Origin of the sequence: Pseudomonas monsensis (assembly GCF_014268495.2) — a bacterium.
GTDB classification, from domain to species: Bacteria; Pseudomonadota; Gammaproteobacteria; order Pseudomonadales; family Pseudomonadaceae; genus Aquipseudomonas; species Aquipseudomonas monsensis.
Map to the genome: position 1 here is coordinate 4,436,833 of NZ_CP077087.1, position 26,629 is coordinate 4,463,461.

A 26,629-nucleotide genomic window follows, 5' to 3' on the forward strand; every position below is an offset into this window, starting at 1 on the left:
CGACCGGTCTAACGACGCGGCCGGCGCCCACAGGGTTGATTGTCAGCGGTCGGAACGCATCAGCTCGGCCACATCGCTCTCCGGCGAAAACACCGCGGCGCGGTTGCGTCCGGCATTTTTTGCCTGATACAGCGCCGCATCCGCCCGCTGGATAAATACTTCCGGGCTGTCATTGCCGCTCGGAATAAACGAATAGCAGCCCAGGCTCACGGTGAGATAGCCGGTGGGCGAACCGCTGTGGGTGATGTGTTTGTCGATGACGCTGCGACGAATCTGCCCGGCAATGGCCAGGGCACCGTTGATATCGGTGTTCGGCAACAGCACCGCAAACTCTTCGCCCCCATAGCGCACCGCCAGATCGGCCTTGCGCTGACAGCAGGTCATGAGCACCTGCGCCACTTGCGTCAGGCAATGGTCACCGGCGACATGCCCATAGGCGTCGTTGTAACGCTTGAAGAAGTCGATATCGAGCATGATCAGGCTCACCGGGCTGACCTGTCGCGCGCCTCGGGCAAACTCGATTTCCAGGGAGCGCTCGAACAGACGCCGGTTGGCCAGTCCGGTCAGGCTGTCATGGGTCGCGATCTGTTCCAGCGCCTGCTGTGCCTTGCGCAGGTTTTTCTCGATACGCTCACCATCGCGCACCTGATGAATGAACACCCAGCCGAACAGGCCGACACCCAGGGTGACCAGGGCCACGATCACGCTGGACTGAAACGCCCGCGCGTACCAGCCCTCAAGGATCGTGTCCTTTGACGTGGCGGCGGCCACCACCAGCGGGTACGACGCCAACCGCCGGTAGCCATACAAACGCTCGACGCCGTCGACCACCGAATTGATCATCGCGGTACCGGCCGACGCCTCGGGCAGCAACTCCCGATAGATCTGGCCTTGCGCCAGCGACGTGCCAATCAGGCTTTCATCGAACGGTCGGCGGGCGAGCAACGTGCCGTCGGTGAATCCGATGAACATGATGCCGTTGTCGTCGAGGCTGAAGCTTTCGAAGAAGTGATCGAAATACGACATCTTGATCCCGGACAGCAACACCCCCTGAAAACGGCCGGCGCGATCATTGACGCGTTTGGAAATCGGGATGATCCACTCGCCGTTCTCGCGGCTGCGGATGGCCGGGCCGATGTGCGCCAGCGTCGAGGCGTTCTGCTGGTGATACTTGAAATACTCGCGGTCGGCCACGCCATTGCCACGGGGCAGATCGGTAAACGAGGTAATTACCCACTGCCCCTGGGTATCGAACAGGAAGATGCCGTGCAACTGGTTAAGTTGCTGCACCCGCCGGGCGAAGGTTTGCTGCAGCCGAGGCCGTTGCGCCGCACCGTAACCGTCATTCTGAATCCAGTCGACCAGGCTGGTCATGACCAGGTCCGCCGCCAGAAAGGTGTCCTCGGCCTGTTGCGCCATGGCCCGCGTCAGGTTGCTGGAGGCCACCTGCGCCACCGCCAGATCCTGACGCCGTGACTGTTCCAGTTGCAAATACAGTAAACCGAGCAGGCACAACCCCACCGCAACGATAAACCACGCGGCGGCTTTACGCAGCGGCAGGCGTTTAAGGGCGCCTCCGGGGGCTTGATGCGGATCATGAATGGGGATAGGCAAAAACGTGTCCTGGGCAGGTACGACAAGGGCAAATGCCCGTAACCCTTATATTTTGTGAGCGTAGCCCACCGGGATGCACGGGGCAAACGCCACGCTCCCGCCCAGATGTATCGGCGCACAGCGCATTTGGATGATCGCTGTTCGCCGATTTATTTTCGATGCCTGCTTTGCGGTTAATCCGTTGTGAAGGGCCAGACGGCGCATCGCACTGTACAGATGCACCCGTGGCGGGTGGCCGGCGGTCAAAGCCTGACCGGGAGATGCGTACTCGGGTTCACCAAAAACCTGTGGCGAGGGCGCTTACTCCCTTGCCATCAGGTCCGTGTGGTCCTTTCGACCTTGAATCAGTTCAACGCGACGGCGGCACTCGAATATCCCCCGCCCGGCACTGCGTCTTCACGCCTTTGCCGCACGCGCCGAATTGCAGATCCTTACCCATGCACACCCGCACTTCCGACAGTTCCGGGCCGCTGCAGATCACCGCGATGCCATCAGCCGGAATCCCCGGATTGGCCTTGCGGAACAGGTCAGCGATTTCCTGGGCTTCGAAGTAATACGAAGAACTGAACGGTTGCAGCGCCTGCGGGATTTTGACGGCGCCAACGGCTTTGTCCGCCTCATCCAGATAACCCATCGCGCCGAGGCCGCTGCACGTGCCGTGCTTGGACCATTCGTGGTCGAGCAGTTTCCTGGTCGGGAACAGCGTCAGCCCCTTGCTGGTTTCCGCAGCCGACAGGGTGGTCAGCGGCGGGCAGGATTCCGGCCAGCCGCCCTTGGCGTATTGCGGCCACAAACCGTGCAGCACGAAGCCGTAGCCCTTGCCGGAACATTGCGCGTCATCTTTGTGGGTCAGGCAGAACGTCGGCGACCAGGACAGCGTCAGCAGGTAGTAATCGAACACCTCCGCCACCGATTCCGCCTGGGCCTTGCTCGACTGCGACTGACGCGCCGAACTCAAACCGATGCTACCGGCCGTCAGCGCAATCACCGCCAAAATTGTAAACAGCTTTTTCATCTACCCGCTCCTTGGGACGCCTGCGTCCGTGGTTTTCGATCCTGACCAGACTTGGCCAGCGCTGATTTCGACACGCTTGTGTTGCAAGTGCATGACGCAAGGCAACGCCGTACCCCGTTGAAAGGTCTACGATTAACAGGCAGCCATCAAACCAAGGGATCCGAAATGAGTAAAGCAGACGAACTCGCCGCCAAACTCAAGCAAACCCGGCACACCCACGCGGATGCCGCGCTGGAGATCGATTGCTGGCCGGCGCAGGTGTACGACTTGTACCACCGCATCGAGGCGTGGCTGCAGCCGGTCACCGAAGTCGGCCTGAAAATTCGGCGCAATCCGACCCACGTTTGCGAACGTTCTCCGGATGGTGAATCCCACGATTACGCCATCGACCAACTGGTAATCGAGGCCAATCATCAAACCCTGACATTCGATCCCATTGCGCGGTTTACCGAGGATGGCGCCGGGCGAGTGCAGATCATCCCGTCAGCCACGGACACCTATCTGCTGCGTACCGTGGATGAACACGGTGAAAGCCATTGGTGGGTGCAGTCGATTGAAACAGGTCAGCAACTGGATGCCATCGCCCTGACCGAAAACAATCTTTTGCTGGCGGTGCAGGAAGGCCTCGGTCTGTAAGCCTTTTACTGGCGCCGCGTCGAACAGAAATCGACGATCACCTGCGAAACGGCATCGAGCATCTGCGGATCGGCATGCGCTGCGACAAATAAGCGGAACTGCGCATCCGGCAACGCCGGCAAACCCTGTTCCGCTGCCAGCGCTGCCACCCCCTGCCCCAACTGACTCGCCGGCATCGGCGCCACGGCAAATCCGGATGCCGCCGCTGCGCGCAACCCGGCCGTGCTCGAACACAGCATGGCCGTTCGCTGAGAAATGCCGGCCCGGGCCAAACGCGTCAATGCGGCTTCGCGATACGGACACGGCTCTGGAAACAGCGCCAGCGGCAGTGGCGTCGGTAAATGCGCGACAGGTTGCGCGGCCCAGGCCCACACCAGCGGCTCCTGCCACAGCAAAACGCCAGATTCACCGGTTTCGCACAGCGAACCGATGACCATTTCCAGATCACCCTGTTGCATCTGGCTCAGCAAGGTCCCGGGAATATTCACCTGCACATCAATCTCCATGCCCGGATGCTGCGCCGCGCAATCCTGCAACGCGCGCAGTAACCGTGCCTCGACAAAATCCTCGGACACGCCAATCCGCACCCGCCCTTGAAACGGCGTGCACGTGAGCTGCGCCCAGGCATCGCGGTTCAGCGCCAGAATCGTCCGCGCATAGGCCATGAGGCGCTCGCCATCGGCGGTGAGTTGTTGCGATCGCGTCGTGCGCTTGAGCAGCGGCTTGCCGACTTGCTCTTCGAGTCGGCGCAGATGACCGCTGACCGCCGACTGCGTCAGATGCAGTTTTTCCGCGGCACGACTGAAGCCGTCCTCATCGACAACGGTGACAAAGGTCTTGAGCAACAGGGTGTCAAACATAGTGAGATACGTGATCAATGGATGATTTATTTACAATTTATAGTTAGATCCTCGCTATGTTGCAATGCCTCGCACTCCCCCACCGAATGCCGAGGCCTTAACGTGACCACTCTTCTTCACATCGAATGCTCGCCGCGCAAACAGCGCTCCGCCTCACTGGAGGTCGCGCGCCAGTTCATCGACCGCTATCAACAGCATCACCCGCAGACGCGCCTCGAAACCCTGGATTTATGGGGCATGCCGCTTCCGGAATTCGACGAAGAGATGCTGAATGCCAAGTACGCCGGACTCAATGGCACACCGCTGTCGCCGCGCCAGCAAACGGCGTGGGAACAGCTCAAACACCTCGCCGCGCATCTGCATCGCGCCGATATTCTGGTGCTGTCGGTGCCGCTGTGGAATTTCAGCATGCCGTACAAACTCAAGCACTTCATCGACCTGGTGTCGCAGAAAGACATCCTCTTCAGTTTCGATCCCGCAAGCGGTCTGCAAGGTTTGCTGCAAGGTAAAACCGCCGTCGCCATCTACGCCTGCGGGATGGACTTTTCCGCACAATCCGCCACCCCGGCAGCGCGCTTCGACTTTCAGAAACCTTACGTGGCCGCATGGCTCGACTTTATCGGCATCAACGATGTGCATGAGGTAAGTGTCGAGAAAACGATTCTTGGCGAAGACCTAGATCGTCAGTCGCGGCTTGCCGCCTCACAGCGTGCGCGGGATCTGGCTGATCGCCTTGCGCCGCAGTGACATTCGGCGCGGGTGTGGAGTCGTGGTTTTGATGACACCTGCAAAAGCCTTTCACTACACTGGGCCACCTTCCCATTAAGAAGCCCGGTCCCGATGACAATCCTAAAAACCACGATGATGCTCTGCGGCGCGCTGACATTCGCCGCCGCCGTGCAAGCGCAGGAAAGCCCTTCACACCTCGACAGCATCCAGCAACAAGGCCAGTTGCGCGTGTGCACCACCGGTGACTACAAGCCCTATACCTTCAAACGCCCGGACGGCGACTTCGAAGGCATCGACATCGCCATGGCCCGCTCGCTGGCCGACAGCCTCGGGGTCAAAGTCCAATGGGTGCAAACCACCTGGAAAACCCTGATGCCGGACATGCAGGCCGGCAAGTGCGACATCGGTATGGGCGGCATCTCGGTGACGCTGGAGCGGCAGAAAAAAGCCTACTTCAGCAACACCCTCGACACCGACGGCAAGATCCCGCTGGTGCGCTGCGCCGATGTCAGCAAGTACCAGACGGTGGAACAGATCAACCAGCCCGATGTGCGCCTGGTCGAACCCGCCGGCGGCACCAACGAAGCCTTCGTCCACGCCTTCCTGCCCAAGGCGCAACTGGCCCTGCACGACAACGTGACGATCTTCCAGCAACTGCTCGACAACAAGGCCGACGTGATGATCACCGATGCCTCGGAAGCGCTGTATCAGCAGAAACTCAAACCGGGGTTGTGCGCGGTGAATCCGCATCAATACATGCAATACGGCGAGAAGGCGTACCTGCTGCCGCGCGATGACATCAGTTGGAAACTGTATGTCGATCAGTGGCTGCACCTGAGCAAGGTTACCGGCCAGTATCAGAAGGTCATTGGCGAGTGGCTGGCCGTGCCGCAGTAAAAAAACCTGAGGCTATTCCGTGGCGAGAGAACTTGCTCCCTCGCCACAAACTATTTGCCACTCAACACCCGCCGTATTTCAGTCGTCGTGCAACATCCCGGAGCTGTATTGGTTAAGACTGCTGCCAATACTGTTACCGCCAAACTTCAGGGTCGTCGCATTGTTGCGCCCCTGCAGCGACTGACAATCCGCCGAAAAACAACTGGTCGTGGTCAACCCACCCGCCCCCGAACAAGCACTCAACGCCGATACAGCGGCAGCAATCAACAGCACTTTGACGACATCGACGCGCATGGCACGACTCCCCGGGGGATGAAAAAACGAGACAACACCGACTGATGCCACCATCCTAGGCCCACGCCTCAAACGGCAACATGAAACTTTACAGATCGACAGCGCAGGTTCAGTTGCAAACCCTGCGAGACAAGGACCGCCGAATGCAATTCCTCCCCCTCACCGAAATCGCCCCTGCGATCCAGGCCCACGTCCGCACCCTGCGCAACCAACCGGACGTGCGCAAATTCATGTACACGTCGCATGAAATCAGCGAACACGAACATGCCAACTGGCTAGCGTCCTTGCACGGCAATCCACGGCAGCAAGTGTTTGTGGTGATCAAGGATGAGCAAGCGGTGGGCGTAGTTTCGTTGAATGCGATCAACGCTTTGCACAAGACCGCCGATTGGGCGTTTTATCTGGATGTCGGTTTGCAAGGGAAAGGCTTGGGCAGCGTGGTCGAGTTCTGGCTGCTCGATTACGCGTTTGATGTCGCGGGTCTGGAAAAGCTGAATTGCGAAGTGCTGGCGATGAACACCGCAGTGGTGAAGATGCATCAGAAGTTCGGGTTTGAGGTTGAAGGTGTACGGCGGCAGAACGTGGTAAAGGACGGGGTGCGGGTCGATGTGGTGTTGTTGGGAATGACCAAAGCTGAATGGCTTGGCAAACGTCCGACGCTGGTCCCCGTGATCGAGCGGATCAGTGCGAGCTGAAAGCGTTCATCGCTCCAGCCACGCACTCGCAGGGATCTGCGCCAATGATTTGAAGGCAGGCCTGGCGAACCAGTACCCCTGCATCAGGTAAATGCCGCAATCGGCGAGAAAATCTCGTTCCTCGGCACCTTCAATGCCCTCGGCGATCACCTCCACACCCAACTCTCTACACATATTCACCACGTTACGCACGATGATCTGGCGCACTCGGTCACGGTGAATATCCCGGATCAGCGCCATATCCAGCTTGATCAAGTCCGGCTGAAAATCCGCCAACAAGTTAAGGCCGGAATAGCCGGCGCCAAAGTCGTCGATCGCCGTCTTGAAACCAAACTCGCGATACTCACGCAGTATGTTCATCAAATGCTTGTTGCTTTCAACGTGCTCGCTTTCCACCGCTTCGAAGATCAGCCGCTCCAACGGGAAGCCGTAAGTACGCGCCGCTTCCAGCGTGCTGCGAATGCACACTTCCGGCCGGTACACGGCATTCGGCAGAAAGTTGATCGACAGGTACTGGGTCATCCCTAACTCAGCCGCCGTGGAAATCGCCCGCACTCGACACAGTTGATCGAATCGATAACGGTTGTGATCGTCCACCTGCTCCAGGACTGAAAAGGCGCCCTCACCATTCACCCCTCGAACCAAGGCTTCATGGGCAAACGTCGTTTGATCGCGCAGATCGACGATGGGCTGAAAGGCAAAAGCGAAATCCATATCCGGCACGCCTTTGTTTTTACAACCGTGGCACCCTGCGGAAGAGGTCGATGATGTTGGAAAGTCGGACATGAACCACTCTGATGACGGCGTGCAACCTTCCATGGTGATAAAAAACAGCTACTGGACTTAGTTATCTGCAAACAAGGCAATAACTGTAGCCCTGCGGCGCCGGAATAGTTGAAGGCGCCGCGTGCTCTAGGTGCAAATGATCAGGTGCGGAAATGCGCGGTCATTCGCTGCAGGTCCTGCCCCAGCGACGCCAACTCAATCGTCGCTGCCGCACTCTCTTCGCTGGCGACAGCCGACTGGTCAGCCACATCACGCACACTGACGATGCTGCGATTGATTTCGTCGGCCACGGCACTTTGCTGCTCGGCGGCGGCCGAGATCTGCAGGCTCATTTCCTGGATCGTACCGATGGACTGGTTGATCTCGGTAATTGCCAAGTCGGCCTTCTGCGCCAACGCCACCGTATCGAGGGTGCGCTCACGACTGGAGGCCATCAACGTCGCGGCCGCTTGCGTACCTTGTTGCAGGGTGACGATCAGCGCTTCGATTTCCTTGGTCGAGTCCTGCGTGCGCTGCGCCAGCGAGCGCACTTCGTCTGCCACCACCGCAAAACCACGTCCCTGCTCACCCGCCCGCGCCGCTTCGATCGCGGCGTTCAACGCGAGCAGATTGGTCTGCTCGGCAACGGCTTTGATCACATCGATCACTTTGCCGATCTGCTCGCTGTCCTGAGTCAGCACGTTCATCGCACCGCCCAACTCTTCAATGGCCACCGCAAGTTCGCTGATCTGCACCGTCGCCTGCTTCACCACCGTACTGCCGTGGCGCGCCTGCTGATCGGCCAGGGTCGCGGCAGCGGAGGCATCGGTGGTGTTACGCGCCACTTCCTGCACCGTCGAAGCCATTTCGTGCATCGCTGTGGCGACTTGATCCACTTCACTTTTCTGCTGACGCACACCCGCGCTGGTCTGCTCGCTCATGGCCGAGAGCTTTTCCGCAGAGGTCGAAATATGCGTGACGCCATTGCCGATACCTTGCACCAGCGTGTTGAGGTTCTGCGCCATGTCCTGCATCGCATTTTGCAGATCGCCCAACTCATCCTTGCGCGCAGACTTGGCCTGTACCGTCAGGTCGCCTTTGGCAATACGTCGAGCCAGATCAACTGTCAGCGCCAGCGGCGCAGTGATCTGACGCGAAATGACCACCGAGGCAAAAAGCCCGATCACCAGCGCCAACACGGTCAATACCGCCATCTGGATAAAGGCCGAATGCTGATCCTCACGCGCCAGGCGCTGCTGGGTGTCCATCAGGCCAGTCATGATTTTGTCCATCGCCTTGCTTTCCTGGTCGACCTGCTCGCGCATGGTCTGCTTCTGCTCAAACAGCCCGGCCACTTCCACCAATACTTCGCGATAACGACGCATGCCGGCGTGCGCTTCCTCCAGTTGGCTCGACAGGGCCGTCGGCAGGCTGGTGCGCGCCTTGGTGATATCACCCAGGAAGGTATCAATGGTCTCCATCATCAGTTTTTTATTCACGTCGTTGGGCACCGCAATGTAACGACGCAACATCAGGCGAAACGTGGTCATGCCATTGCGCAAGTCGGCCACCGTGCGCAGCTCCCGCACGCGTTCGCCATCGGCAGACGCCAGCGCACTGGTCGTGGTGCCTTCAAGCATGCCGGCAAAGGTCTGCGCGTACTTGTCCGACAGCGCCGTCAGCGGTTTCAGGGCATCCGTGGTCGACTGATCGGCAGCGATCAGCCGCTTGACCTTCTGGTCGTAGGCAACAATCGTGGCTTGCAAAGCCTTCAGAGCTTGCTGGTTCTCAGCGCGGGTCAAGGTGTCCAGCGCCTTGCTCACCAGGCCCTGCAAGACATTCAACTGAGCGTTATAGGAATCGGCGAACGCTGCGTCAGCGGCGGCTTCGTACTGTTTCTCGGACAAACGCATATCTTGCGTCGCGTCATTCAGCGTGCCAATCAGACGCGTCGTACTCAAACGATCAACCAGCACGCCGTTGCTGTTATAGCCAATGAAGGCAACCGCCAAAACAGCCAGCAAAAGAATGCCAAAGCCAGCGCCCAGCTTGCGGGAAACTTTGATGTCACCCAGGAAATTCGATGCTACTGCCATATTCAGCCTCAAACGCCCAGACGCGAAACGCCGGGCACAAAAAAATAGATCTCCGGCAACCGCAGTCACCGTCCAGACATTCGGGGGTCGTCATCCAAGGCGTAATACGGGACGCTCCAGCTGTCCCTGAAATGCAAATGCCGATGCGGATACGGATGCTGGTGAAGCGTCGAAAACAACCCGACGCGAGCACCGGCAGACAAACCCGTCACGTCGCAAACAGAGCGTCTGCACGCTGGATTTATCGTTTCAGCAAAGGTGTCTGGGGGGATGCTATTAATTTTGCGAAAACTTGTACAACTTTATATTTTTGTATAATCGTTGAACTTTTCGAGCGGTGTGATGACGCATTGCCATCATGATTTGTGGCACATCGCTATTGGCGTAAAACGGGGCTGAAAATGCGGATTCAGGCGCTCGCCCCTCTGCGGCGAGCAGTGGCTGCACGCCACAGAGGAGCGAGGGGTTTACGGCTTGATTTCGACCATCCACTCCGAGCCGCCACCTTGCCGTCGATATTCCAAAGATTGTTTCGGGGCGTCGGTCGCTCAGGCTTGATACGCTCGCCCCCATTGAGACAGGAAGTCGAACATGGAAAAACCAGCCTCCTCTGACACCGCCCCCGCCACACGAAGCTGGGCATCAGCGACTGAAAAACAGCGCTCCGATGTCTATTGGTCGTTATCCGACGCGTTTGTCGACAATGAGGTTGATTACGAATTCATCGCGCGCCAGACCGAGGATTACGATCCGAAAGAGATCAAGCGAATCCTCTATGAAGAAGTGGCACCGGTGTGTCATACGAATCTCGAGACCGTGATCCCGATGATCTGGTCTGCATTCAACCTAGAGCAATTGAAGGCTGACATCGCAGAAACATTGAAAGCGCGAGAACGAAGCCGCTTCAGACGTCAGCTAGACAAACTGCTGATTCGTTGGCTTGAGTTTCGATACAAATACATATGGAAAGAGATTTCCAAACATTACCGAAAATGAGCGCCGCCGTGATCGTTAACCCGGTTATCCGCGAGCAGAGCAATGTGATCCTCTTCGATCAAAACACGTTACCAGTCCCACCGTGGCGACAGTCAAGCCGCTCGCCACGGTGGGACAGGATTTACGCCTTCACCTCAACTTTATCCAACGCCTGATTCACCGCCAACTCCCCCAACATCACCACCTGCGCAATGCCTAACGCGGTTTTGCGATGCGATGGGTCGAGTGCGGCGGCGAAGTTGTTAAGCATTTCCGAGGCGGAACTCAGCGTTTCACTGGCATTGGCCAGCAGGGATTCCGAGTCGTACTTCGGATTGGCGAGGTACATGCGCTCGGGTTCGTTGGTGCTGGCCATGATGTGGCTGGCGGGAAGGAGATAGTGATCGAGGGCGCGCTCGGCGGCTTCGTGAAGTTTTTTGGAGTTGAGGGATTCGTAGGGGGATGCGGGGTCGGTTTCTGGCGGATTCGGTGTTGGTTTGAACATGGTGTAACTCCTGACGGATGAACGAAAAGGAGCCATCACTCTCGCTACCAAACGAAGGGTGGAGGCCATACGCAGGTTGGTAGACCGGTCGTCAGGAACCCCGGCGCATCCGAAGACGCCCCGCGCATGACCACCATAAAACGAAGACGAAAAACGCCCTCGCAAGACAGTAGTCTTGTGCTTCTGACGGAGACGGGCTACCAAACCCGATCACTGGATTTCAGTGACGTAGGGACGATAGAACCTGCGGGCTAGAGGCACAAGCCGGGGGATTCTGTCTTAGGTGTAGGGGGAGGCGCAAGGGAGTGTAGGCTTAGGACTGCAGTAACAGGTTTCTTTTAAACGAATGTGCTTTTTTCTGTTTGGAATGGCTCCTTGAGCACACCTATCAGTCCAAATAATGTCACCTTATGGACATCATACTAGCACTTCGATATTGTCTGTTTTTTCATGGATTTAAAGGACAGGGAATGAAGCGAAAATTACAGATTTTTATTTCTAGCACATACACGGATTTAATTGATGAACGACAAGCTGCTGTAAGTGCGATTCTGAAATCTGGCCATATTCCTGCAGGCATGGAACTTTTTACTGCTGGAGACCGATCTCAAATGGAGACAATTAACGACTGGATAGATCAATCAGATGTATACATGTTGATCTTAGGGGGCAGGTATGGCTCTATTGAAAGCTCAACCAACTTGAGTTACACCGAACTTGAATTTGATTATGCAGCGGCGCAAAACAAACCAATGTTTTCAGTCATAATAAAAGAAGATGCTTTAGAGAAAAAAGCGCGAGACCACGGAACGCACCATCTTGAAAAAGACAACCCAAAAGAACTGAAAGCATTTCGCGATAAAGCACTCGGTAGAATATCTTCTTTTTTTGACGACCTCAAAGACATTAAGCTTTGCGTGTATGAAAGCTTGTCTGACTACGCAGGAAGGCCGGAACTAACGGGCTGGGTATCAGGAAGCGAGATTGTTGACACGAAACCTTTATTCGAGGAAATAAAGAAACTTTCCGATGAAAACTCTCAACTAAAAGAAATCATTAAAACTTTAGAAAGCCGCCCCTTACCACTACCATCAAAACCGACCGACGGCAATGAAAAGCTCTCAGAGATAGTGGAGTTATTAAAACACATAACTGTAGCCATCCCCCTTTCTATCAGCTCAACTGATAAAGAGGAGGAACATAGCCTTCTAGATATTTTCTATACTTACAGAAGCAGGATAATCCAGGGCGTAACTAACTCAGCAGGCACGGGAAATGTTAGCAGCAGATTCCTGTACTTTAATATCTGCCCAAAACTGCAAATACACGGCTTAACCGAAAATGAAAAAGTTCCTGGCGTCCAATATCGAAGATACTCCGCAACAAAACTTGGCCTACAAATACTTGCACACATAGAAAAAGAACAAATAGCTTTGAAAAAGAAAGAAGCAGCAGATTAATATTTGTCAACCCCTCATAAAAATCACAATCTCGATAAAAATAGACGACAAAATGGCCGAATTCATTTACTAGCAAGCCTCCACATCTCTAAATAGATTCGCTACCCTTTCCCGGTTGGATTGAGAACTTTCCCGAAGGGCACAAGAAGCATTATTGAGCTGTGAAAATATTGACCAATTTTAATAAACCCGTTCTCTTTACCCTACGTGAAGACATAGGACTTGATAGTCCCACCACTTAAGGAACAATGATGAAAATCACACTAATTGAAAATGGACTTGACTCACTGAGAAAAGGCTACGACCACTTATCGATCTACATGCAGCTTAAAGTTGATAACTCTGAAGAGCCTGTAAGATTTTCAGCACTTAAAGACTCCGTTCTCTCGGTACAGCATGGCATAGAAATCCTATTCAAATATTGTTTAGCAAAAGAGCACGAGCTTTTGCTCTACTCAGACATTTCCCCAAAGCTTAAATCAGCATTTAAACGACGAAGAAATGGTGAAATAGAGGAACTTTATGAAGCCGACGGAGTGCACACCGTAACATTCAAGGAGTCCATCGAGAGACTTCGGGATGTGTGCGGCCTTCCTATCGACAAAACGTTTCAAGATAGATTACTGCAGGTCGAAGGTTGGCGAAACAGAATCACTCACAGCGGAGTTCTTCTGCAAGAGGCTACTGTTTCCAAAGGCTTGATAGACTTGAGAGAGAATTTAGATTCGTTCTTAGGTGCGGCCATTGGCCCTCAGTACTTAGAGGGACAGGGAAAAACAGAGTTGGACGTGGCCTACCGCACGACGATTGCTGTGTATGGCAAACTCGAAAACAAAACCAAAGAGCTAACTGTTGAGCGATTGATACAAGTTCTAAAAAACAATCAGATCAAAGGTGTCAAAGCGTCGGATGCTTTTGTTATCCGGGACCCGAATACCGCACTTGCGGTCTTACAACAGATGCATGGTGATGGAATAAATTATGGCTGCGACCTAGTCAACCTTCATTGCTCCGGCAGCGCTTTAGTCGCTGAAATTTCTCCCGAAGGAATAATGGCTATATTTACCGAGGACAATGAAACCATATATGAACTGTGCTTTGATGCCATTGTTATTTACGTTCCAAAAATCAACAACAATCAGTCTCCACTCGTGTTCATTTTTTCTAAAAAAATTGCACCCGAAGGTAACGATCCATCGCTAGAAGAGGGCGAAAACTACAGGCTTCAAAATGGTCTTTCAATCATTGAGGATGGCAGGGACCTGTGGGAAAAAGAAGACTATAGACAATCAAATGAGGACTGGGACTCTGAATCCCCTGTTCTGCCCCCGCATGTACCGATCGTACGTTTTCTTTCTGCAGGTGCTGCTTGCTTTATGAATGTCCAAGGGTTGGAGTACGCCTCGGCCGATCGAATACTAAAGGCGACGGATATTGGGGGGCCGGACGCTCTGTGCCAAGCCTTTAAAGATATGCTGAGTCAATCTAACCCTAAAGGATGAACGCTCCAGCTTCGCAGTCAGTAATGCCGTTTTCAAAAAGTTGAAAGGTGACTGCCCCACTTGAGTGATGAACGTCTGTAGAAACTCTACGAGTTCAACTCGTGGGGCTGATAAAGAAGGTCGCACAGCGACTGCAACATGTTCAACTTCTCAGCTCCACCAATGTTTACGGAAAAAAGGGGAAGGATTTATTTACATTCCATCCCCTCTTTACCATGTGAATGAACTCCACCATCGGATTGACTTGCCGAGGCCCTGCCCAACCTCAATCCTGATAAACCCCCACCTCCCAGCCCCACCCAACCCAGAACCGCCAATGTCCCCTATCACCGCCACATCCGCCCCACTCTCCCGCCGTTTCTCCGTCGCCCCGATGATGGATTGGACCGACCGCCATTGCCGTTTCTTCCTACGCCTCCTGTCGAAGAACGCCCTGCTCTACACCGAAATGGTCACCACCGGCGCTCTCCTAAACGGCGATCACGAGCGCTTCCTCCGTCACAACGAAGCCGAGCACCCTCTCGCGTTGCAGTTGGGCGGTAGTGTTCCGTTGGATCTGGCCGCCTGCGCCCGCATGGCCCAGGAGCACGGTTACGACGAGGTGAACCTGAACGTCGGCTGCCCAAGCGATCGTGTGCAGAACAACATGATCGGCGCGTGCCTGATGGGTCACCCGCAGTTAGTGGCGGATTGTGTGAAGGCGATGCGTGATGCGGTGTCGATTCCGGTAACGGTGAAGCATCGCATCGGGATCAACGGTCGGGACAGTTACGCGGAGCTGTGTGATTTCGTCGGCACCGTCCGTGATGCCGGGTGCACCAGCTTCACCGTGCATGCGCGGATTGCGATTCTGGAGGGGTTGTCGCCGAAGGAGAATCGTGACATTCCGCCGTTGCGCTATGACGTGGCAGCGCAGCTGAAGGCGGATTTTCCGGCGTTGGAGATTGTGCTGAATGGCGGGATCAAGACGATGGAGGCCTGCCATGAGCATTTGCAGACGTTCGACGGTGTGATGTTGGGGCGTGAGGCTTATCACAATCCGTATTTGCTGGCGGAGGTGGATCAGCAGTTGTTTGGCAGTTCAGCGCCGGTGATCAGCCGGGCTGAGGCGTTGGCGCAGTTGCGGCCTTATATAGCCGAGCATTTGCAGGCCGGTGGGGCGATGCATCACATCACGCGGCATGTGCTGGGCCTGGGCACGGGGTTCCCGGGGGCGCGGAAATTCCGTCAGTTGTTGTCGGTGGATATTCACAAGGCCAAGGATCCGCTGGCGTTGCTGGATCAGGCGGCTGAGTTGCTTGAAGGTCGTTGATTTGATGGTTTGAGTGCGCGGGCGACGAATGAGCGTTGCCCGCTGTTTTGTTGTACTGACAGGATGTCTTTTGTTTATGCCCGCGTTCAATTTCTCTGGTTTCCAGCGTTTCACCCTCCTCTCCTTGTTAAGTGTCACCTCGAACGTTTATGCGCACTGCGACGGTCTCTGCATCGGGAGCACCGATACACCGTGGGAGGCCACGCAGTTGTCCGGCTTCACTCTGTTGTCTCTAGTCCTCGCGCCTTTTTCGGCTAGCCAGGAAACGACTGACAGTCACAAGCGTGTTTACTCTGCTGCAGAACAGGAAGACGCACGTCTGTACCTCGCCAGCGACGGCATGCTGCAGGCCGCGTATTTCACCTCGGCCTTGCAGCGTTTTCGCCAGGAGTCGTCGGATTCGACGTTAAACGATCTCGCCGTTGCGGCGTTGATCAGCGCTCAGTGATCAGGCGGCCGCTGCGGCGGTCCAGTTGACCCAGCCAAACAGCCACGTTGCCAGAATCAACAAACCAAACGCGATCCGGTACCAGGCGAACGCGGCGTAGCTGTGGTTGGCAATAAACTTGAGCAAACCGCGTACGGCGATCATCGCGAAGATGAACGCGGTGACGAAGCCGAGGGCGAAGACTGGCAGGTCGTTGGGCTGGAACAGGTCGCGGTATTTGTAGCCGGAGTACACGGCGGCGCCGACCATGGTCGGCATGGCGAGGAAGAACGAGAACTCGGTGGCGGCTTTGCGCGACAGGCCGAACAGTAAGCCGCCGATGATGGTCGAGCCGGAGCGTGAGGTGCCGGGAATCATCGCCAGGCATTGTACGAAACCGACTTTCAGTGCGTGAGACCAGCGCATGTCGTCGACGTGTTCGACGCTGATCACATGGCTGCGCTGTTCGGCCCACAGCATGATGATACCGCCAACGACCAGTGCCACGGCGACGGTGATCGGGTTGAACAGGTATTCGTGGATTGCATCGGCGAATAACACGCCCAAGACCACGGCGGGTAGAAAGGCAATCAGCACGTTGAGGGTGAAGCGTTGGGCATTACGTTGGGTGGGCAGGCCTTTGACGATTTCGAAGATCTTGGGTCGGAACTCCCAGACAACGGCAAGAATGGCCCCCAGTTGAATAATGATGTTGAACGCCATGGCGCGTTCGCCGCCGAACTCCAGCAAGTCGGCAACGATGATCTGGTGGCCTGTACTCGAGATCGGCAGGAACTCGGTCAGGCCTTCTACGGCACCTAATATCAACACCTGGAAAAGGGTCCAGAAATCCATTAATCCTCCGTCGGCGCGCTCTTGGCGAGCGACCGGTTTTATAACACTCAGGGGTTGAGTATCTGAAGTTACACAATTGAAGATCAAAAGATCGTTCGATCGCGGCCCGAACCTCGGCAGCGCCTACGCCAACGCATTTCAAAGGTAGGAGCGGCCGAAGATTCGGGCCGCGATCGGATGATCTTTGCGCTGGCAGAATATGACTTATCAAAAGACACACTCAAGCCATGTTAGTAATCGTCGGCCGACGAACTAATCGAAAAATATTTAGGCGTTTAGTACAAAAAAAATTTGCTCTGCCGATAAATTGTGATCAGAATCACATTATTCAGGGATGGCCATACAGTGGCCAAAGGACACAAACTACGCTATCGCAATCACCTCAAAATAGTGGCACCATTGCATATCGCCACCATCTAAGCACTAGTTCACCATCCCGAGAAAATCAACTAAAAGCTTGAAAAGCTTAATTATTGTTAGAAAACTCGGGAGCCACGTCTAAAAATCGCGTGAATGTTACCAATTGTCAGTCACAGATGAGAACCGGTGCTTTAACATCCCGATGTCAGCACCTAATTCGAGTCAATGCATGATGCTCTCAGGGAACTTGGCGACTAGTAGTCCGCGCCCGACAAACGACGAACCCGGTGTTCTCACTCTGGGTCGAACCCGTGGCGTGGCTGAACATTTTAAAGCACTGGTCGCCCGGCACGTGCGCCCTGATATGGCACTGGATGCCAACGCCTACACTAGTTCATATAAGCAGTATGAACATCTCGGTTCCTATCGCGCCATCTTCCTTGTTATCGACAGCCCACAGGCGCTGGAAGACAATCTTGCGCTGGTGGAAAACCTGCGTAGCGATAACTTGAAACCGATCATTTGCGCGGTCATTACCGGGCGCGGCGCTTTCAACAAGATCAAGTATTATCTGGCTGGCGCGGACTTTTGTATCAAGCTCAATACCCTTTCCGATGATAGCGCCGAGCTGCTTGGCGAATTCTTCAACAGTGAAGAATGGCAACGCGATATTGACCTGACGCTTGACCCGACACGTATCTGCCTGTTGAGCACCAGCAAGAAACTCGACATCTCGTTTGCCGAGATGAAGATCCTGGAAGCCTTTGCGCAAACCAGTAATCACATTCTGAGCCATGATGAAATCGCCAATATCATGGGCCTCAACAGCAATTTCTACGACCCTCGCGCACTGGAGAAATCCATAAGCCGCTTGCGTGGAAAAATCAAGGACATGTATGGTACAAACGCGATTCAGAGCATCCGCGGCTACGGCTATCGCCTGACGCGGGGTCTGATATCGACTGCCTGAGTCTCGGGCAGTCAATCTCTTTTGCATACGTACGAAGGATCGTCTAATGCAACCATATAGCTCCAGTTCTGCTTTACGCCCATTAAATAACAAGCACTTGAATGAGCGCGTCAACACGTCCCATAACAATAAAACTCCATAACATAGCAGCAGATCGAGTGGAATTTATCGAGGGCCATTATTGGGCCCAGACCCTGCCTTTCGATTACTTCCGAGGAAGTCATTGCTCGCCTGCCGATTTATCTTTTAGCCAATTTTGGTGTGTATTTAGGAGAGAGACATGGAAACTAGTACAACCCTCCCAAGGAAATATTTTGTTGTCGTGACTCACAGTACAACGTCGCAGCGCGAACTGGAGAGCATCTTGTCCAGTGAGCGTTTCAACTCGTTCGGCACGTCTCAGGCACAAATGTTTGTTGAAGGTGTTGCTTCGCCCTCTTCCGCCCCAATGGTGATGGAGTTCACATATCCAAGCATCAGTCGTAAAAACGTCGCTCGCAGTATCGAGCATGATACCCAGCGCATATTAGCCACGCTTGAATCGGAATGGCTGGCCGCACAAGCGGCGAATCCTTTTCACAGTGCTACGGTCATAAACGCTGAAAGCGGCAACATGCCGCCGGCTTCCGAAGGCGCCACGCCTTGCAACGAAACCTGGCAACTCGACAATGATCAGGGTGCATTGATCAAAGAAGGCGTCGAGATCAGCCTGACCGGCCTGGAAACAGCATTGGTCAGGAAAATGCTCAACCATGAAGAGCGTGTGGTCAGCCGTGAAGAACTGATCCTCAGCATCGGTCGAGAGCCGGAGCAATACCGCGGCCTGGAAATGTGCCTGAGTCGTTTGCAAGACAAGTTCAAAAGCGCCAGTAACGGCGAACGATTGTTTCGTGCCGTACGAAATCGCGGTTATTGCCTGATCCAGGAAATCGTCGCGTAAACGCTACTGACCGCCGCGATCAACACCAACAGAAAACAGTGCGACAACAAAAACAACAAGAGCACTCTGTTTGGTTACACCTCCCCTGGTTAATTTCGACATTCCCTGCCGCCACCCCTCAAACAGTAACAAATGCAACATCATTTATTCACCCCCTGCTCTGCGACCTTTTCTAACACCCCTCTATTTAATTATTAAAAGTTGGCACTGTGCCATCTTGTTAGAACTCGTCAGACACCATTCCCGGCAATAACTTAGTCTATTGACTGACGACAGTTCGGCATATCGACGTTGTTACCTCAGGACACTCGCTACAACAAAAACAATAAGTCTGCATAACAACTCGGTTTTCAACTGTTGAAACCTGAATGGACGTCTTTTGGGGATATCGTATGGATCTTTCTCTTAGTATCAATCGAAGCACGGGCCTCAAGGGACTGACCTTTTGGGGCCAATGGGCGCTGGCACAAGGCTTTGTCGTGACGCTGCTGTTCATCCTCGCGGAACAGCACACCGGGACGGTCGCGTTCTACTACCGAATGTGCGCCACCCTGGCGGTACTGGCGTCGGTGCCGGCTTACACGTTCAGCGGTGTTTATCGCAAACGCGATAACTACCTGAGCGGGTTGGGACGGCTGTTCATGGGGTGGTCGATGACCATGGCAGCGTTGGCGTGTATCGCGTTTGTCTGCCAGGCCGATGAGCTGTTTTCACGGCAGGTGATTCTGAGCTGGGCGGTGTACGGTTTCCTCGGTCAGGCGTTGCTGTATGCGCCATTGCATGCGTTTTCGAAGTTCTATCAGCGCACCCGCAAGAGCGAGCACAAAACCCTGATCGTCGGTACCGGCGAGCTGGCGCTGGGGCTGGCGAAGAAACTCAGCCAACTGGAAAACCTGCCATTGGTTGGCCTGGTCAGCAACGGTGACGTGCCTGCACTGGATGCCGATGCACCGCGCGTCGTCGGTGCCCAGGAGGAGTTGCTGGAGCTGATCGAAGCCCATGACATCCGCCGTTTGTACATCACCCTGCCGCTGTGCGAGGCCGCGAAAATCGAAGCGATGTATGTCGATTTGCTGGGGGCCAACGTCGATGTGGTCTGGGTGCCGGACTTGAACAGTCTGACCCTGCTCAATCACTCGGTGAAAGTCGTGGACGGTCTGCCGGCGATCTATCTGAACGAAAGCCCGCTGACCAGTCGCCCGACCGCTGCGTTGAGCAAAAGCCTGGTGGAAAAAGCCGTGGCCTTGCTGGCGATCATCGCGCTGAGCCCGATCCTGCTGATCATTGCTCTGGCGGTGAAGATCAACTCGCCCGGCCCGGTGTTTTTCAAACAGGATCGGCATGGCTGGAATGGCAAGGTGATCAAGGTCTGGAAATTCCGCTCGATGCGTGTCCACGATGACCGTGACGTGAAGCAGGCCAGCCGTAACGACTCGCGTATTACCGCGGTCGGGCGCTTTATCCGCCGCACGTCGCTGGATGAATTGCCGCAGCTGTTCAACGTGTTGCAGGGGCATATGGCCTTGGTTGGTCCGCGTCCGCATGCGGTTGCGCACAACCACTTCTACTCGGGGAAAATCCTCGCCTACATGGCGCGTCACCGGATTAAACCGGGGATCACCGGGCTGGCGCAGATCAGCGGTTGCCGCGGTGAAACGGACACCCTCGACAAGATGCAGAAGCGCGTGGAGATTGACCTGCAGTACATCAATAGCTGGTCGTTGTGGCTGGACCTGAAGATCCTGGTGAAGACACCGTTTACGTTGTTGTCGAAGGATATTTACTGAGATTGGGTGCGACGCACTGCAAGGGGACGAAAGTCCCCTTTTTTGTGCCCGGGATTTGGGAGTGGAGCTGGATTGCGGGTAAATGCAAATCCCTGTGGGAGCTGGCTTGCCAGCGATAGCGGTGGGTCAGGCAACATCCATGTTGCAAGTGCCGGCCTCATCGCTGGCAAGCCAGCTCCCACAGGGGACTTGTGCTTGGCTCAGGCCTTACGGCTAGACAAATAACCTAGGGAAGCTGTGCTTGTCTCAGGCCTTATGGCTAGACACATAACTGTGGGAGCTGGCTTGCCAGCGATATCGGTGGCTCAGGCAACATCAATGTTGCAAGTGCCGGCCTCATCGCTGGCAAGCCAGCTCCCACAGGGGATTTGTGCTTGGCTCAGGCCTTACGGCTAGACAAATAACCTGGAGAAGCTGTGCTTGTCTCAGGCCTTATGGCTAGACACATAACTGTGGGAGCTGGCTTGCCAGCGATGGCGGCGGGTCAGGCAACATCAATGTTGCAAGTGCCGGCCTCATCGCTGGCAAGCCAGCTCCCACAGGGGATTTGTGCTTGGCTCAGGCCTTACGGCTAGACAAATAACCTGGGGAAGCTGTGCTTGTCTCAGGCCTTATGGCTAGACACATAACCTGTGGGAGCTGTGCTTGGCTCAGGCCTTATGGCTAGACACATAACTGTGGGAGCTGGCTTGCCAGCGATGGCGGTAGGTCAGGCAACATCCATGTTGCAAGTGCCGGCCTCATCGCTGGCAAGCCAGCTCCCACAGGGGACTTGTGCTTGGCTCAGGCCTTACGGCTAGACAAATAACCTAGGGAAGCTGTGCTTGTCTCAGGCCTTATGGCTAGACACATAACTGTGGGAGCTGGCTTGCCAGCGATATCGGTGGCTCAGGCAACATCAATGTTGCAAGTGCCGGCCTCATCGCTGGCAAGCCAGCTCCCACAGGGGATTTGTGCTTGGCTCAGGCCTTACGGCTAGACAAATAACCTGGAGAAGCTGTGCTTGTCTCAGGCCTTATGGCTAGACACATAACTGTGGGAGCTGGCTTGCCAGCGATGGCGGCGGGTCAGGCAACATCAATGTTGCAGGTGCCGGCCTCATCGCTGGCAAGCCAGCTCCCACAGGGATTCGGGAATGATTCGGGATTTGGGGTGCGACAGATAACCAATGTGGGAGCGAGCTTGCTCGCGAAAGCGTTGGTTCAGGCAACTAGGATGCTGACTGGGCTGACGCCTTCGCGAGCAAGCTCGCTCCCACAGGTTTTCGGGTGTTTCGAAGATCCGCGCTTACTCGGTGATCTTCTCGAAATTCCGATAAAACATGTCCCCTTCCCGGCTATCGGTCATGGAGTGCAGTTGGTAGCCGCGATTGAGCCGCGCGCCGCCGTCACGGGTCAGCGGTGCCCATACCAGGTTGGCGCGGCGCATGGTCGACATGCTCATCATTTCGTCGAACGGAATCGACAGGTAGATACCCTTGTCGAAACTACCCTCGCCATACTCGGCACTACCAGCGGTGGTGATCGTCGCCCACGCACCAAAGCGCACACCGTTGAAAAACTCTCGCGAGATATCCAGCGTGCCGCCCCAGTCCCCAGCCAGATAACGCCCGACGCTCACCGCCGCCAGCGTATCGAACGGCAAATCGGTATACGCCGTGACATGCCCGGTCACCACCGAGTAATCACGCAGGGCAAAACCTTGATCGAAATCGCGTTGGCGCACCCAGTTCAGATCCGCGCCCACCGACCAGCGCTCACCGGTCGGACGGAACAGCACTTCCCCGCCGACCCCGGCGAACATCGACTCCAGATACCCACCGTAAACCATGCCATACAGGTCTTTATCCAACTGCTCGGCATGGCTGACCTGGAACAACGGCATGGTCGTGTTGGACGTGGTCAGGTACTGACGCAAATCCGTACGCACACGCGGCAAACCACTCGGCGCGTCATAGGTGAATTTGTCGAAGTTGTTGGCCAGGTTGGCACTGAGCAAACCGCTCCACCAGGTATTGCGATTGAAGCGGTACTCAGCGTCAGCATCGGCACTCAACTGATAGAGCAAGCCATCCGGGCCGCCGACGTTCTGCTTGAAGCCCAGCCCCACGCCATAGCTGAAGTGCTGCGGCGCTTCGGTGTAGAGGGTTTTCTCGTTGTGCGGCATGGCCGGGTTGATCTCGGTGGTGCGGTGCAGCGACTCCAGTGGCTCTTCGTTGTTGATCACTTCGCGAAAGGTCTGACGCGGCACGCTGGTTTCTTCCAGCGGCAGGTCGTAGCGTTTGTTGACCACGGTGAACCAGTTGATGTCGTCGTTGACGCTGTTATCGAGAACCCGGCTCGCACGCCCCACCGCTTTGGACGAGTGGAAGTAGCGCTGCTGTTCGCCATACACGATCAGCTCGGAATCACGCTGCGCGATACGCTCGACTTTATAGCCGGCATTCTGCTGCAGGCGCTGCGAGACGTTGGCCCAGTCGACCTGATCCGGTGCCGTGGTCGGCGCCTTCGCCGGCAGCGGCTCAGGAGTCGGATCGTAGGTCTTGGCTGGCGCCTTGCGGCTGACGAAGTTGGTGTGGAAAGTCACGCCGAACATCGCCGTATTACCGCGCTCCCACGCCGCGCTGACATCAACCGAATCGGTGACCTTGAACACCGCGCCGAGGTTGATCGGCGAGTCCTGCTTGATCTCATTGTCCTTCGGCTCGTGCTTGTAGTCGTTGCCTTCAAATTCGAGTTTCAGGCTGAGACGATCCCACGGCGTCTGATAGCTCACGCCGCCGAAGAACGACGGCCGGCCGCGAAAGTACGAACCCGAGTTAACGTCACCGGTGCCTTCGAGGGCCGGACGGGTATCGAAGCGATCACTGACGTAGCCCAACGGGTTGTCCATGTCGCCGCGATTACCGAGGTATCCCCAGGCAATCCCGGCGCTGAAATCGAAATTGTCGTAGCGCTTGTTGGCGACGAAAAATTCACTGGAAAACAAACCGGTACCGCCGATGTCTCGGAAGCCCAGCGCCACGTCGGGCAGCCAGTGACTCTCCTGCCACAGCCGGACTTTGACGTCGACCGCCTTGTCCTTATAGCTTTGACTACCGCTCAGGGCCTCCGAGCCGTACGGCCGGTTGGTGATCGCGGTGTAGCGGAAAGAGCCCTCGAGCCAGTCCAGCGGCTGCAGCGAAACGCTGTAGCGGCTGTACGGTTCGGTGCGGTTGGCGTTGACGCTCAACTCGCCGGCCGGGGCCATGCGCGCGGTCGGCGTCTGCAACAGACCGGTGCCGCCGAAGTCGTTCTGAGTAATGCGCGGTTCGGCATGCACCAGACCACAAGGCAATAACAAAACAGCTGCAAAACATAACTTCAACGAACCACCTCGGCCAACTGCGTGGCAATGAACTCGGCCAACTGCTGATTCAGTTCAGGAAGAGGCGGATCCAGATCATCATTTTTCACCGGCACCAGAATCTTGCTGCCGGCCACCGGGAATTGCCCGGACTCGCGATTCCAGTGCGCGATGCCGACACGCCGCGACACGCCATTGGGCTGGATCAGCCACAGGTAATCGGCTTCGGCATCGTCGAGAATCGCGCAGCCTTGCAGGTATTCACGCGCCTCCTGCAACGGCTGATACGGCAAGTGGCACGGCTCGGCGACTGCGCCCAGCACTTGCACTTCATCGACACGTTTCGGATAAACCAGACGATCGCCGTCATCGAGACGAATGTTGCGCGCGAAACCAACCTCCAGCGCCACCGGATCGAGGTCGGCAATCTGCCGGCCCGTTACCGGCATCTGCCGCACGTCTTCGGCCAGACGCCGGGCTAGCGCCACACGACTCGGTCGATCAAACAACGTCGCCATGCGCTGCAGCACGTCGAGGTCAAACAGCACGCCAACCTTCAGCCGTGTCTGCTCCTCAATCAACGACTGCCGCAGCAACCCGCCCGCCAGCCAATAGCCTTCGGCATTCGGCACCGCTTCACCGATCACATCGAGCAAGCGCCCGCCCGGTGGCAACTCGACCGGTCCGGGATTGGCGACATCGCCCGTCACCGTGACGGCCGCCTGACTCACACTGGCGACCAGCATCAGGCCGGCCGATAACAATTTCAGGCGCATCACGGCAGGTGCCTGCGATCAGGGGTCAGTTGCACAACCTTGACGCGCAACTGCGAGGTCAGTTGCTGCTCGCTCTGCAAGATGAAACCGTCACGCGGGTCGACCCAGTAACGATTGGTCGCGCGCAGGCCGATGGCCGGGGCGTCAATCTGCTCATCGACACGCAGCACGGTGTATTCCTTGTCGAGAATCTGCAGGGTTTGTTCGGATCGGCGCGAGAAGCGGCTGTTGACGATCACCCCGACTTCCTGGCCCTCGTAGAGGTCGATCCAGCGCCGTGTGGTGAAACCGTCGGCGACGTGATGCAGGCCTTGTTTGAACGGCGAGTCATCGGCCAGCCGCGTGCCATCGAGATCGCCTTCCAGGCCCAGGCCAATGCTGCGCACGGCGAGGCCATTGCGCAGCAGCAGCACCTGTTTGCCCGAGGCGACCCAGAACTGCAGGTCTTCGCGCTCGCGCACCAGCGCCAGCACCCCGGAGCCGGACGGCGTGGTCAGTTTCAGCTGCGGGTAGTTGACCGCGGCCACTTCGGCCGCTGACACGTCGACTTCATCCGGGCCAACAACCGCCGCTTTAAGGTTATTCAACGAAGCGCTCATCAGCGGGTTACAGCCACACAGCAACGAGGTCGCCATCAGGCACAGGCCAACGTTCAAAATGTTCAAAGTCGGCGACCTTATTTGCTGTTGTTACTGTATTCGCTCCAGTTCTTCGCAGCGGAAGCGCCAGTGCCGACAATCGATGCCGACGGCACCAACTGGCTGATCAGACGGTTCCAGCGAGTCACGTTGGCCGGCCCGACATACACCACGTCCTGGGGACGCACTTCGAAGTGCGAAGCGAGCGCCATGGCGGTCGGCGATTCGGCTTCGAGCTGATAGATCTTCGCCGGCTCGACATCGAGGTTTTCCACGCCGCGAATGACATACACCGCATTGCCGTTGGAGGTGGTCTGGCTCAAGCCGCCGACCGAACCGAGGACATCGGTGAGGTTCATGGTCGCGGTCTTGAAGCTCAGCGCGCGCGGCTGATTGACTTCACCCATGACGTAGATGCGCTTGTTGTCGTTATACGGCAGGTACAACTGGTCGCCGCCCTTGAGGTAGACGTTCTGCAACTGCGAATCCTGCTGATTGAGCGAGTCGAGGTTGAGCGGATAGGTGCGCCCGTTGCGCGTCAGCAACAGCCCGGACAAGTCGGCATTGTTGGTGTCGATGCCGGCCGAACCGAGGGCTTCGACCACACTCAGCGGATTGGTGGAAATCGCTTGCGGGCCGGCCTTGGCCACCGCGCCGGTGACCACGACTTTCTGGCTGGCGAAACGCAACACCGCCACGTCCACTTGTGGCTCGGCGATAAACGCCGACAAGCGTTGTTCGATGTCCGAACGTAGTTGCTGGATGGTCCGGCCGGCGGCCTGGACTTCCTTGATAAACGGGTAGTAGAGCGTGCCGTCGGAGCGCACCAGTCGGCCGTTGGCGTCGATCTGTTGTTGCGCGCCGGACGGGGCCGTCAGCTCCGGGTGATCCCACACCGTGATGTACAGGACATCGTTGTTGCCGATGCGGTACTCGGCGGGCGTCGCCAACAGTTCCGGCGGCAACGACTCACGCTTTTGCGTGGCGCGGTTCATCGAGATCAGCTTGGGCGTGATCGGAATCAGCTCGACCCGGCTGCTTTCGCTGGCACCCTGGCGGGTAATGCCACCGGTGCTCAGATATTGACCGGGGGAAAACATGCAACCTTGCAGAGCGAGACTTGCCAACATTAAAAGATAAACACTACGAGTCATAATGGCACTACGCTATTCAAGG

Annotated in this window: 24 protein-coding genes and 1 pseudogene; 12 read left to right on the top strand and 13 right to left on the bottom strand. The window is 56.1% G+C overall.

What is annotated here, in order from left to right:
• Positions 1-42 precede the first annotated feature (42 nt).
• Together HV782_RS19480 and HV782_RS19485 are read right to left on the bottom strand one after the other, a co-directional pair.
• On the bottom strand, positions 43-1,614 hold the full coding sequence (locus HV782_RS19480; protein WP_186748616.1) for a sensor domain-containing diguanylate cyclase: 1,572 nt from the start codon (positions 1,612-1,614) through the stop codon (positions 43-45).
• Between the two features lie 349 nt (positions 1,615-1,963).
• Positions 1,964-2,629 (bottom strand): ribonuclease T2, encoded by a 666-nt coding sequence (locus HV782_RS19485; protein WP_186748617.1) that lies wholly within the window; start codon positions 2,627-2,629, stop codon positions 1,964-1,966.
• Between the two features lie 165 nt (positions 2,630-2,794).
• On the opposite strand from HV782_RS19485, the gene HV782_RS19490 reads away from it, so the two are divergent.
• Positions 2,795-3,265, top strand: a complete 471-nt coding sequence (locus HV782_RS19490; protein ID WP_123462150.1) for a hypothetical protein — start codon at positions 2,795-2,797, stop codon at positions 3,263-3,265.
• 5 nt (positions 3,266-3,270) lie between these two features.
• Here the strand turns inward: HV782_RS19490 and HV782_RS19495 are convergent, their stop codons facing one another.
• Entirely contained in the window at positions 3,271-4,125 is an 855-nt protein-coding gene (locus tag HV782_RS19495; protein WP_186748618.1) for a LysR substrate-binding domain-containing protein, read from the bottom strand.
• A gap of 102 nt (positions 4,126-4,227) precedes the next feature.
• Between HV782_RS19495 and HV782_RS19500 the strand changes: the two genes are divergently transcribed.
• Positions 4,228-4,872, top strand: a complete 645-nt coding sequence (locus HV782_RS19500) for an FMN-dependent NADH-azoreductase (protein WP_186748619.1) — start codon at positions 4,228-4,230, stop codon at positions 4,870-4,872.
• A gap of 93 nt (positions 4,873-4,965) precedes the next feature.
• Positions 4,966-5,751 carry a transporter substrate-binding domain-containing protein gene (locus tag HV782_RS19505; RefSeq protein ID WP_186748620.1) on the top strand — a complete coding sequence of 262 codons (786 nt, stop codon included), beginning with the start codon at positions 4,966-4,968 and terminating at the stop codon, positions 5,749-5,751.
• Between the two features lie 78 nt (positions 5,752-5,829).
• Here the strand turns inward: HV782_RS19505 and HV782_RS19510 are convergent, their stop codons facing one another.
• On the bottom strand, positions 5,830-6,045 hold the full coding sequence (locus tag HV782_RS19510) for a hypothetical protein (protein ID WP_186748621.1): 216 nt from the start codon (positions 6,043-6,045) through the stop codon (positions 5,830-5,832).
• A gap of 143 nt (positions 6,046-6,188) precedes the next feature.
• Between HV782_RS19510 and pseH the strand changes: the two genes are divergently transcribed.
• Positions 6,189-6,740 carry a UDP-4-amino-4,6-dideoxy-N-acetyl-beta-L-altrosamine N-acetyltransferase gene (gene pseH / locus HV782_RS19515; protein WP_123462133.1) on the top strand — a complete coding sequence of 184 codons (552 nt, stop codon included), beginning with the start codon at positions 6,189-6,191 and terminating at the stop codon, positions 6,738-6,740.
• A 6-nt stretch (positions 6,741-6,746) separates the two neighbouring features.
• On the opposite strand, the gene rimA is transcribed toward pseH, so the two are convergent.
• The 3 genes and pseudogenes from rimA to HV782_RS29005 form a co-directional block, all read right to left on the bottom strand.
• Positions 6,747-7,526: a S6 modification regulatory phosphodiesterase RimA gene (gene rimA / locus HV782_RS19520; RefSeq protein ID WP_186748622.1), complete on the bottom strand. Its 780-nt coding sequence runs from the start codon at positions 7,524-7,526 to the stop codon at positions 6,747-6,749.
• A 140-nt stretch (positions 7,527-7,666) separates the two neighbouring features.
• Complete coding sequence (locus HV782_RS29000; protein ID WP_437180222.1) at positions 7,667-8,539, bottom strand: methyl-accepting chemotaxis protein; 873 nt, start codon at positions 8,537-8,539, stop codon at positions 7,667-7,669.
• A pseudogene (locus HV782_RS29005) lies at positions 8,525-9,601 on the bottom strand (methyl-accepting chemotaxis protein); the annotation flags it as partial. The pseudogene HV782_RS29005 and the gene HV782_RS29000, both read right to left, overlap by 15 nt.
• Positions 9,602-10,192: 591 nt before the next feature.
• On the opposite strand from HV782_RS29005, the gene HV782_RS19530 reads away from it, so the two are divergent.
• On the top strand, positions 10,193-10,597 hold the full coding sequence (locus HV782_RS19530; protein WP_186748624.1) for a DUF7079 family protein: 405 nt from the start codon (positions 10,193-10,195) through the stop codon (positions 10,595-10,597).
• A 121-nt stretch (positions 10,598-10,718) separates the two neighbouring features.
• Here the strand turns inward: HV782_RS19530 and HV782_RS19535 are convergent, their stop codons facing one another.
• A complete protein-coding gene (locus tag HV782_RS19535; protein WP_186748625.1) occupies positions 10,719-11,081 on the bottom strand; it encodes a DUF6124 family protein in 363 nt (120 codons plus the stop codon).
• Positions 11,082-11,551: 470 nt separating this feature from the next.
• On the opposite strand from HV782_RS19535, the gene HV782_RS19540 reads away from it, so the two are divergent.
• From HV782_RS19540 to HV782_RS19555, 4 genes are all read left to right on the top strand, one after another.
• The gene (locus tag HV782_RS19540) at positions 11,552-12,541 is read left to right on the top strand and encodes a DUF4062 domain-containing protein (RefSeq protein WP_186748626.1); all 990 of its coding nucleotides are present in this window, start codon (positions 11,552-11,554) and stop codon (positions 12,539-12,541) included.
• Positions 12,542-12,792: 251 nt separating this feature from the next.
• Positions 12,793-14,043: a hypothetical protein gene (locus tag HV782_RS19545; protein ID WP_186748627.1), complete on the top strand. Its 1,251-nt coding sequence runs from the start codon at positions 12,793-12,795 to the stop codon at positions 14,041-14,043.
• Between the two features lie 316 nt (positions 14,044-14,359).
• Positions 14,360-15,355 (top strand): tRNA dihydrouridine(20/20a) synthase DusA, encoded by a 996-nt coding sequence (gene dusA / locus HV782_RS19550; protein WP_186748763.1) that lies wholly within the window; start codon positions 14,360-14,362, stop codon positions 15,353-15,355.
• A 76-nt stretch (positions 15,356-15,431) separates the two neighbouring features.
• On the top strand, positions 15,432-15,803 hold the full coding sequence (locus HV782_RS19555) for a DUF2388 domain-containing protein (protein WP_186748762.1): 372 nt from the start codon (positions 15,432-15,434) through the stop codon (positions 15,801-15,803).
• Here HV782_RS19555 and HV782_RS19560 read toward each other — a convergent pair whose 3' ends face one another.
• Positions 15,804-16,637, bottom strand: coding sequence for an undecaprenyl-diphosphate phosphatase (locus HV782_RS19560; protein ID WP_186748761.1), 834 nt, complete (start codon positions 16,635-16,637; stop codon positions 15,804-15,806).
• A 589-nt stretch (positions 16,638-17,226) separates the two neighbouring features.
• On the opposite strand from HV782_RS19560, the gene HV782_RS19565 reads away from it, so the two are divergent.
• The 3 genes from HV782_RS19565 (at position 17,227) to HV782_RS19575 (ending at position 20,694) form a co-directional block, all read left to right on the top strand.
• Entirely contained in the window at positions 17,227-17,967 is a 741-nt protein-coding gene (locus HV782_RS19565; protein ID WP_186748760.1) for a winged helix-turn-helix domain-containing protein, read from the top strand.
• A gap of 280 nt (positions 17,968-18,247) precedes the next feature.
• Entirely contained in the window at positions 18,248-18,907 is a 660-nt protein-coding gene (locus HV782_RS19570; protein ID WP_123462013.1) for a winged helix-turn-helix domain-containing protein, read from the top strand.
• 392 nt (positions 18,908-19,299) lie between these two features.
• Entirely contained in the window at positions 19,300-20,694 is a 1,395-nt protein-coding gene (locus tag HV782_RS19575; RefSeq protein ID WP_123462011.1) for an undecaprenyl-phosphate glucose phosphotransferase, read from the top strand.
• 1,287 nt (positions 20,695-21,981) lie between these two features.
• On the opposite strand, the gene HV782_RS19580 is transcribed toward HV782_RS19575, so the two are convergent.
• From HV782_RS19580 to HV782_RS19595, 4 genes are read right to left on the bottom strand one after another with little or no spacing between them, the layout of a single operon-like run.
• Positions 21,982-24,060 carry a YjbH domain-containing protein gene (locus HV782_RS19580; protein WP_186748639.1) on the bottom strand — a complete coding sequence of 693 codons (2,079 nt, stop codon included), beginning with the start codon at positions 24,058-24,060 and terminating at the stop codon, positions 21,982-21,984.
• Complete coding sequence (locus HV782_RS19585) at positions 24,057-24,815, bottom strand: capsule biosynthesis GfcC family protein (protein WP_186748638.1); 759 nt, start codon at positions 24,813-24,815, stop codon at positions 24,057-24,059. The genes HV782_RS19580 and HV782_RS19585 overlap by 4 nt, the downstream gene beginning before the upstream one ends.
• Positions 24,815-25,480: a YjbF family lipoprotein gene (locus HV782_RS19590; protein WP_186748637.1), complete on the bottom strand. Its 666-nt coding sequence runs from the start codon at positions 25,478-25,480 to the stop codon at positions 24,815-24,817. The genes HV782_RS19585 and HV782_RS19590 overlap by 1 nt, the downstream gene beginning before the upstream one ends.
• Before the next feature lie 11 nt (positions 25,481-25,491).
• Complete coding sequence (locus HV782_RS19595) at positions 25,492-26,607, bottom strand: polysaccharide biosynthesis/export family protein (protein ID WP_185015755.1); 1,116 nt, start codon at positions 26,605-26,607, stop codon at positions 25,492-25,494.
• Positions 26,608-26,629: the final 22 nt, after the last annotated feature.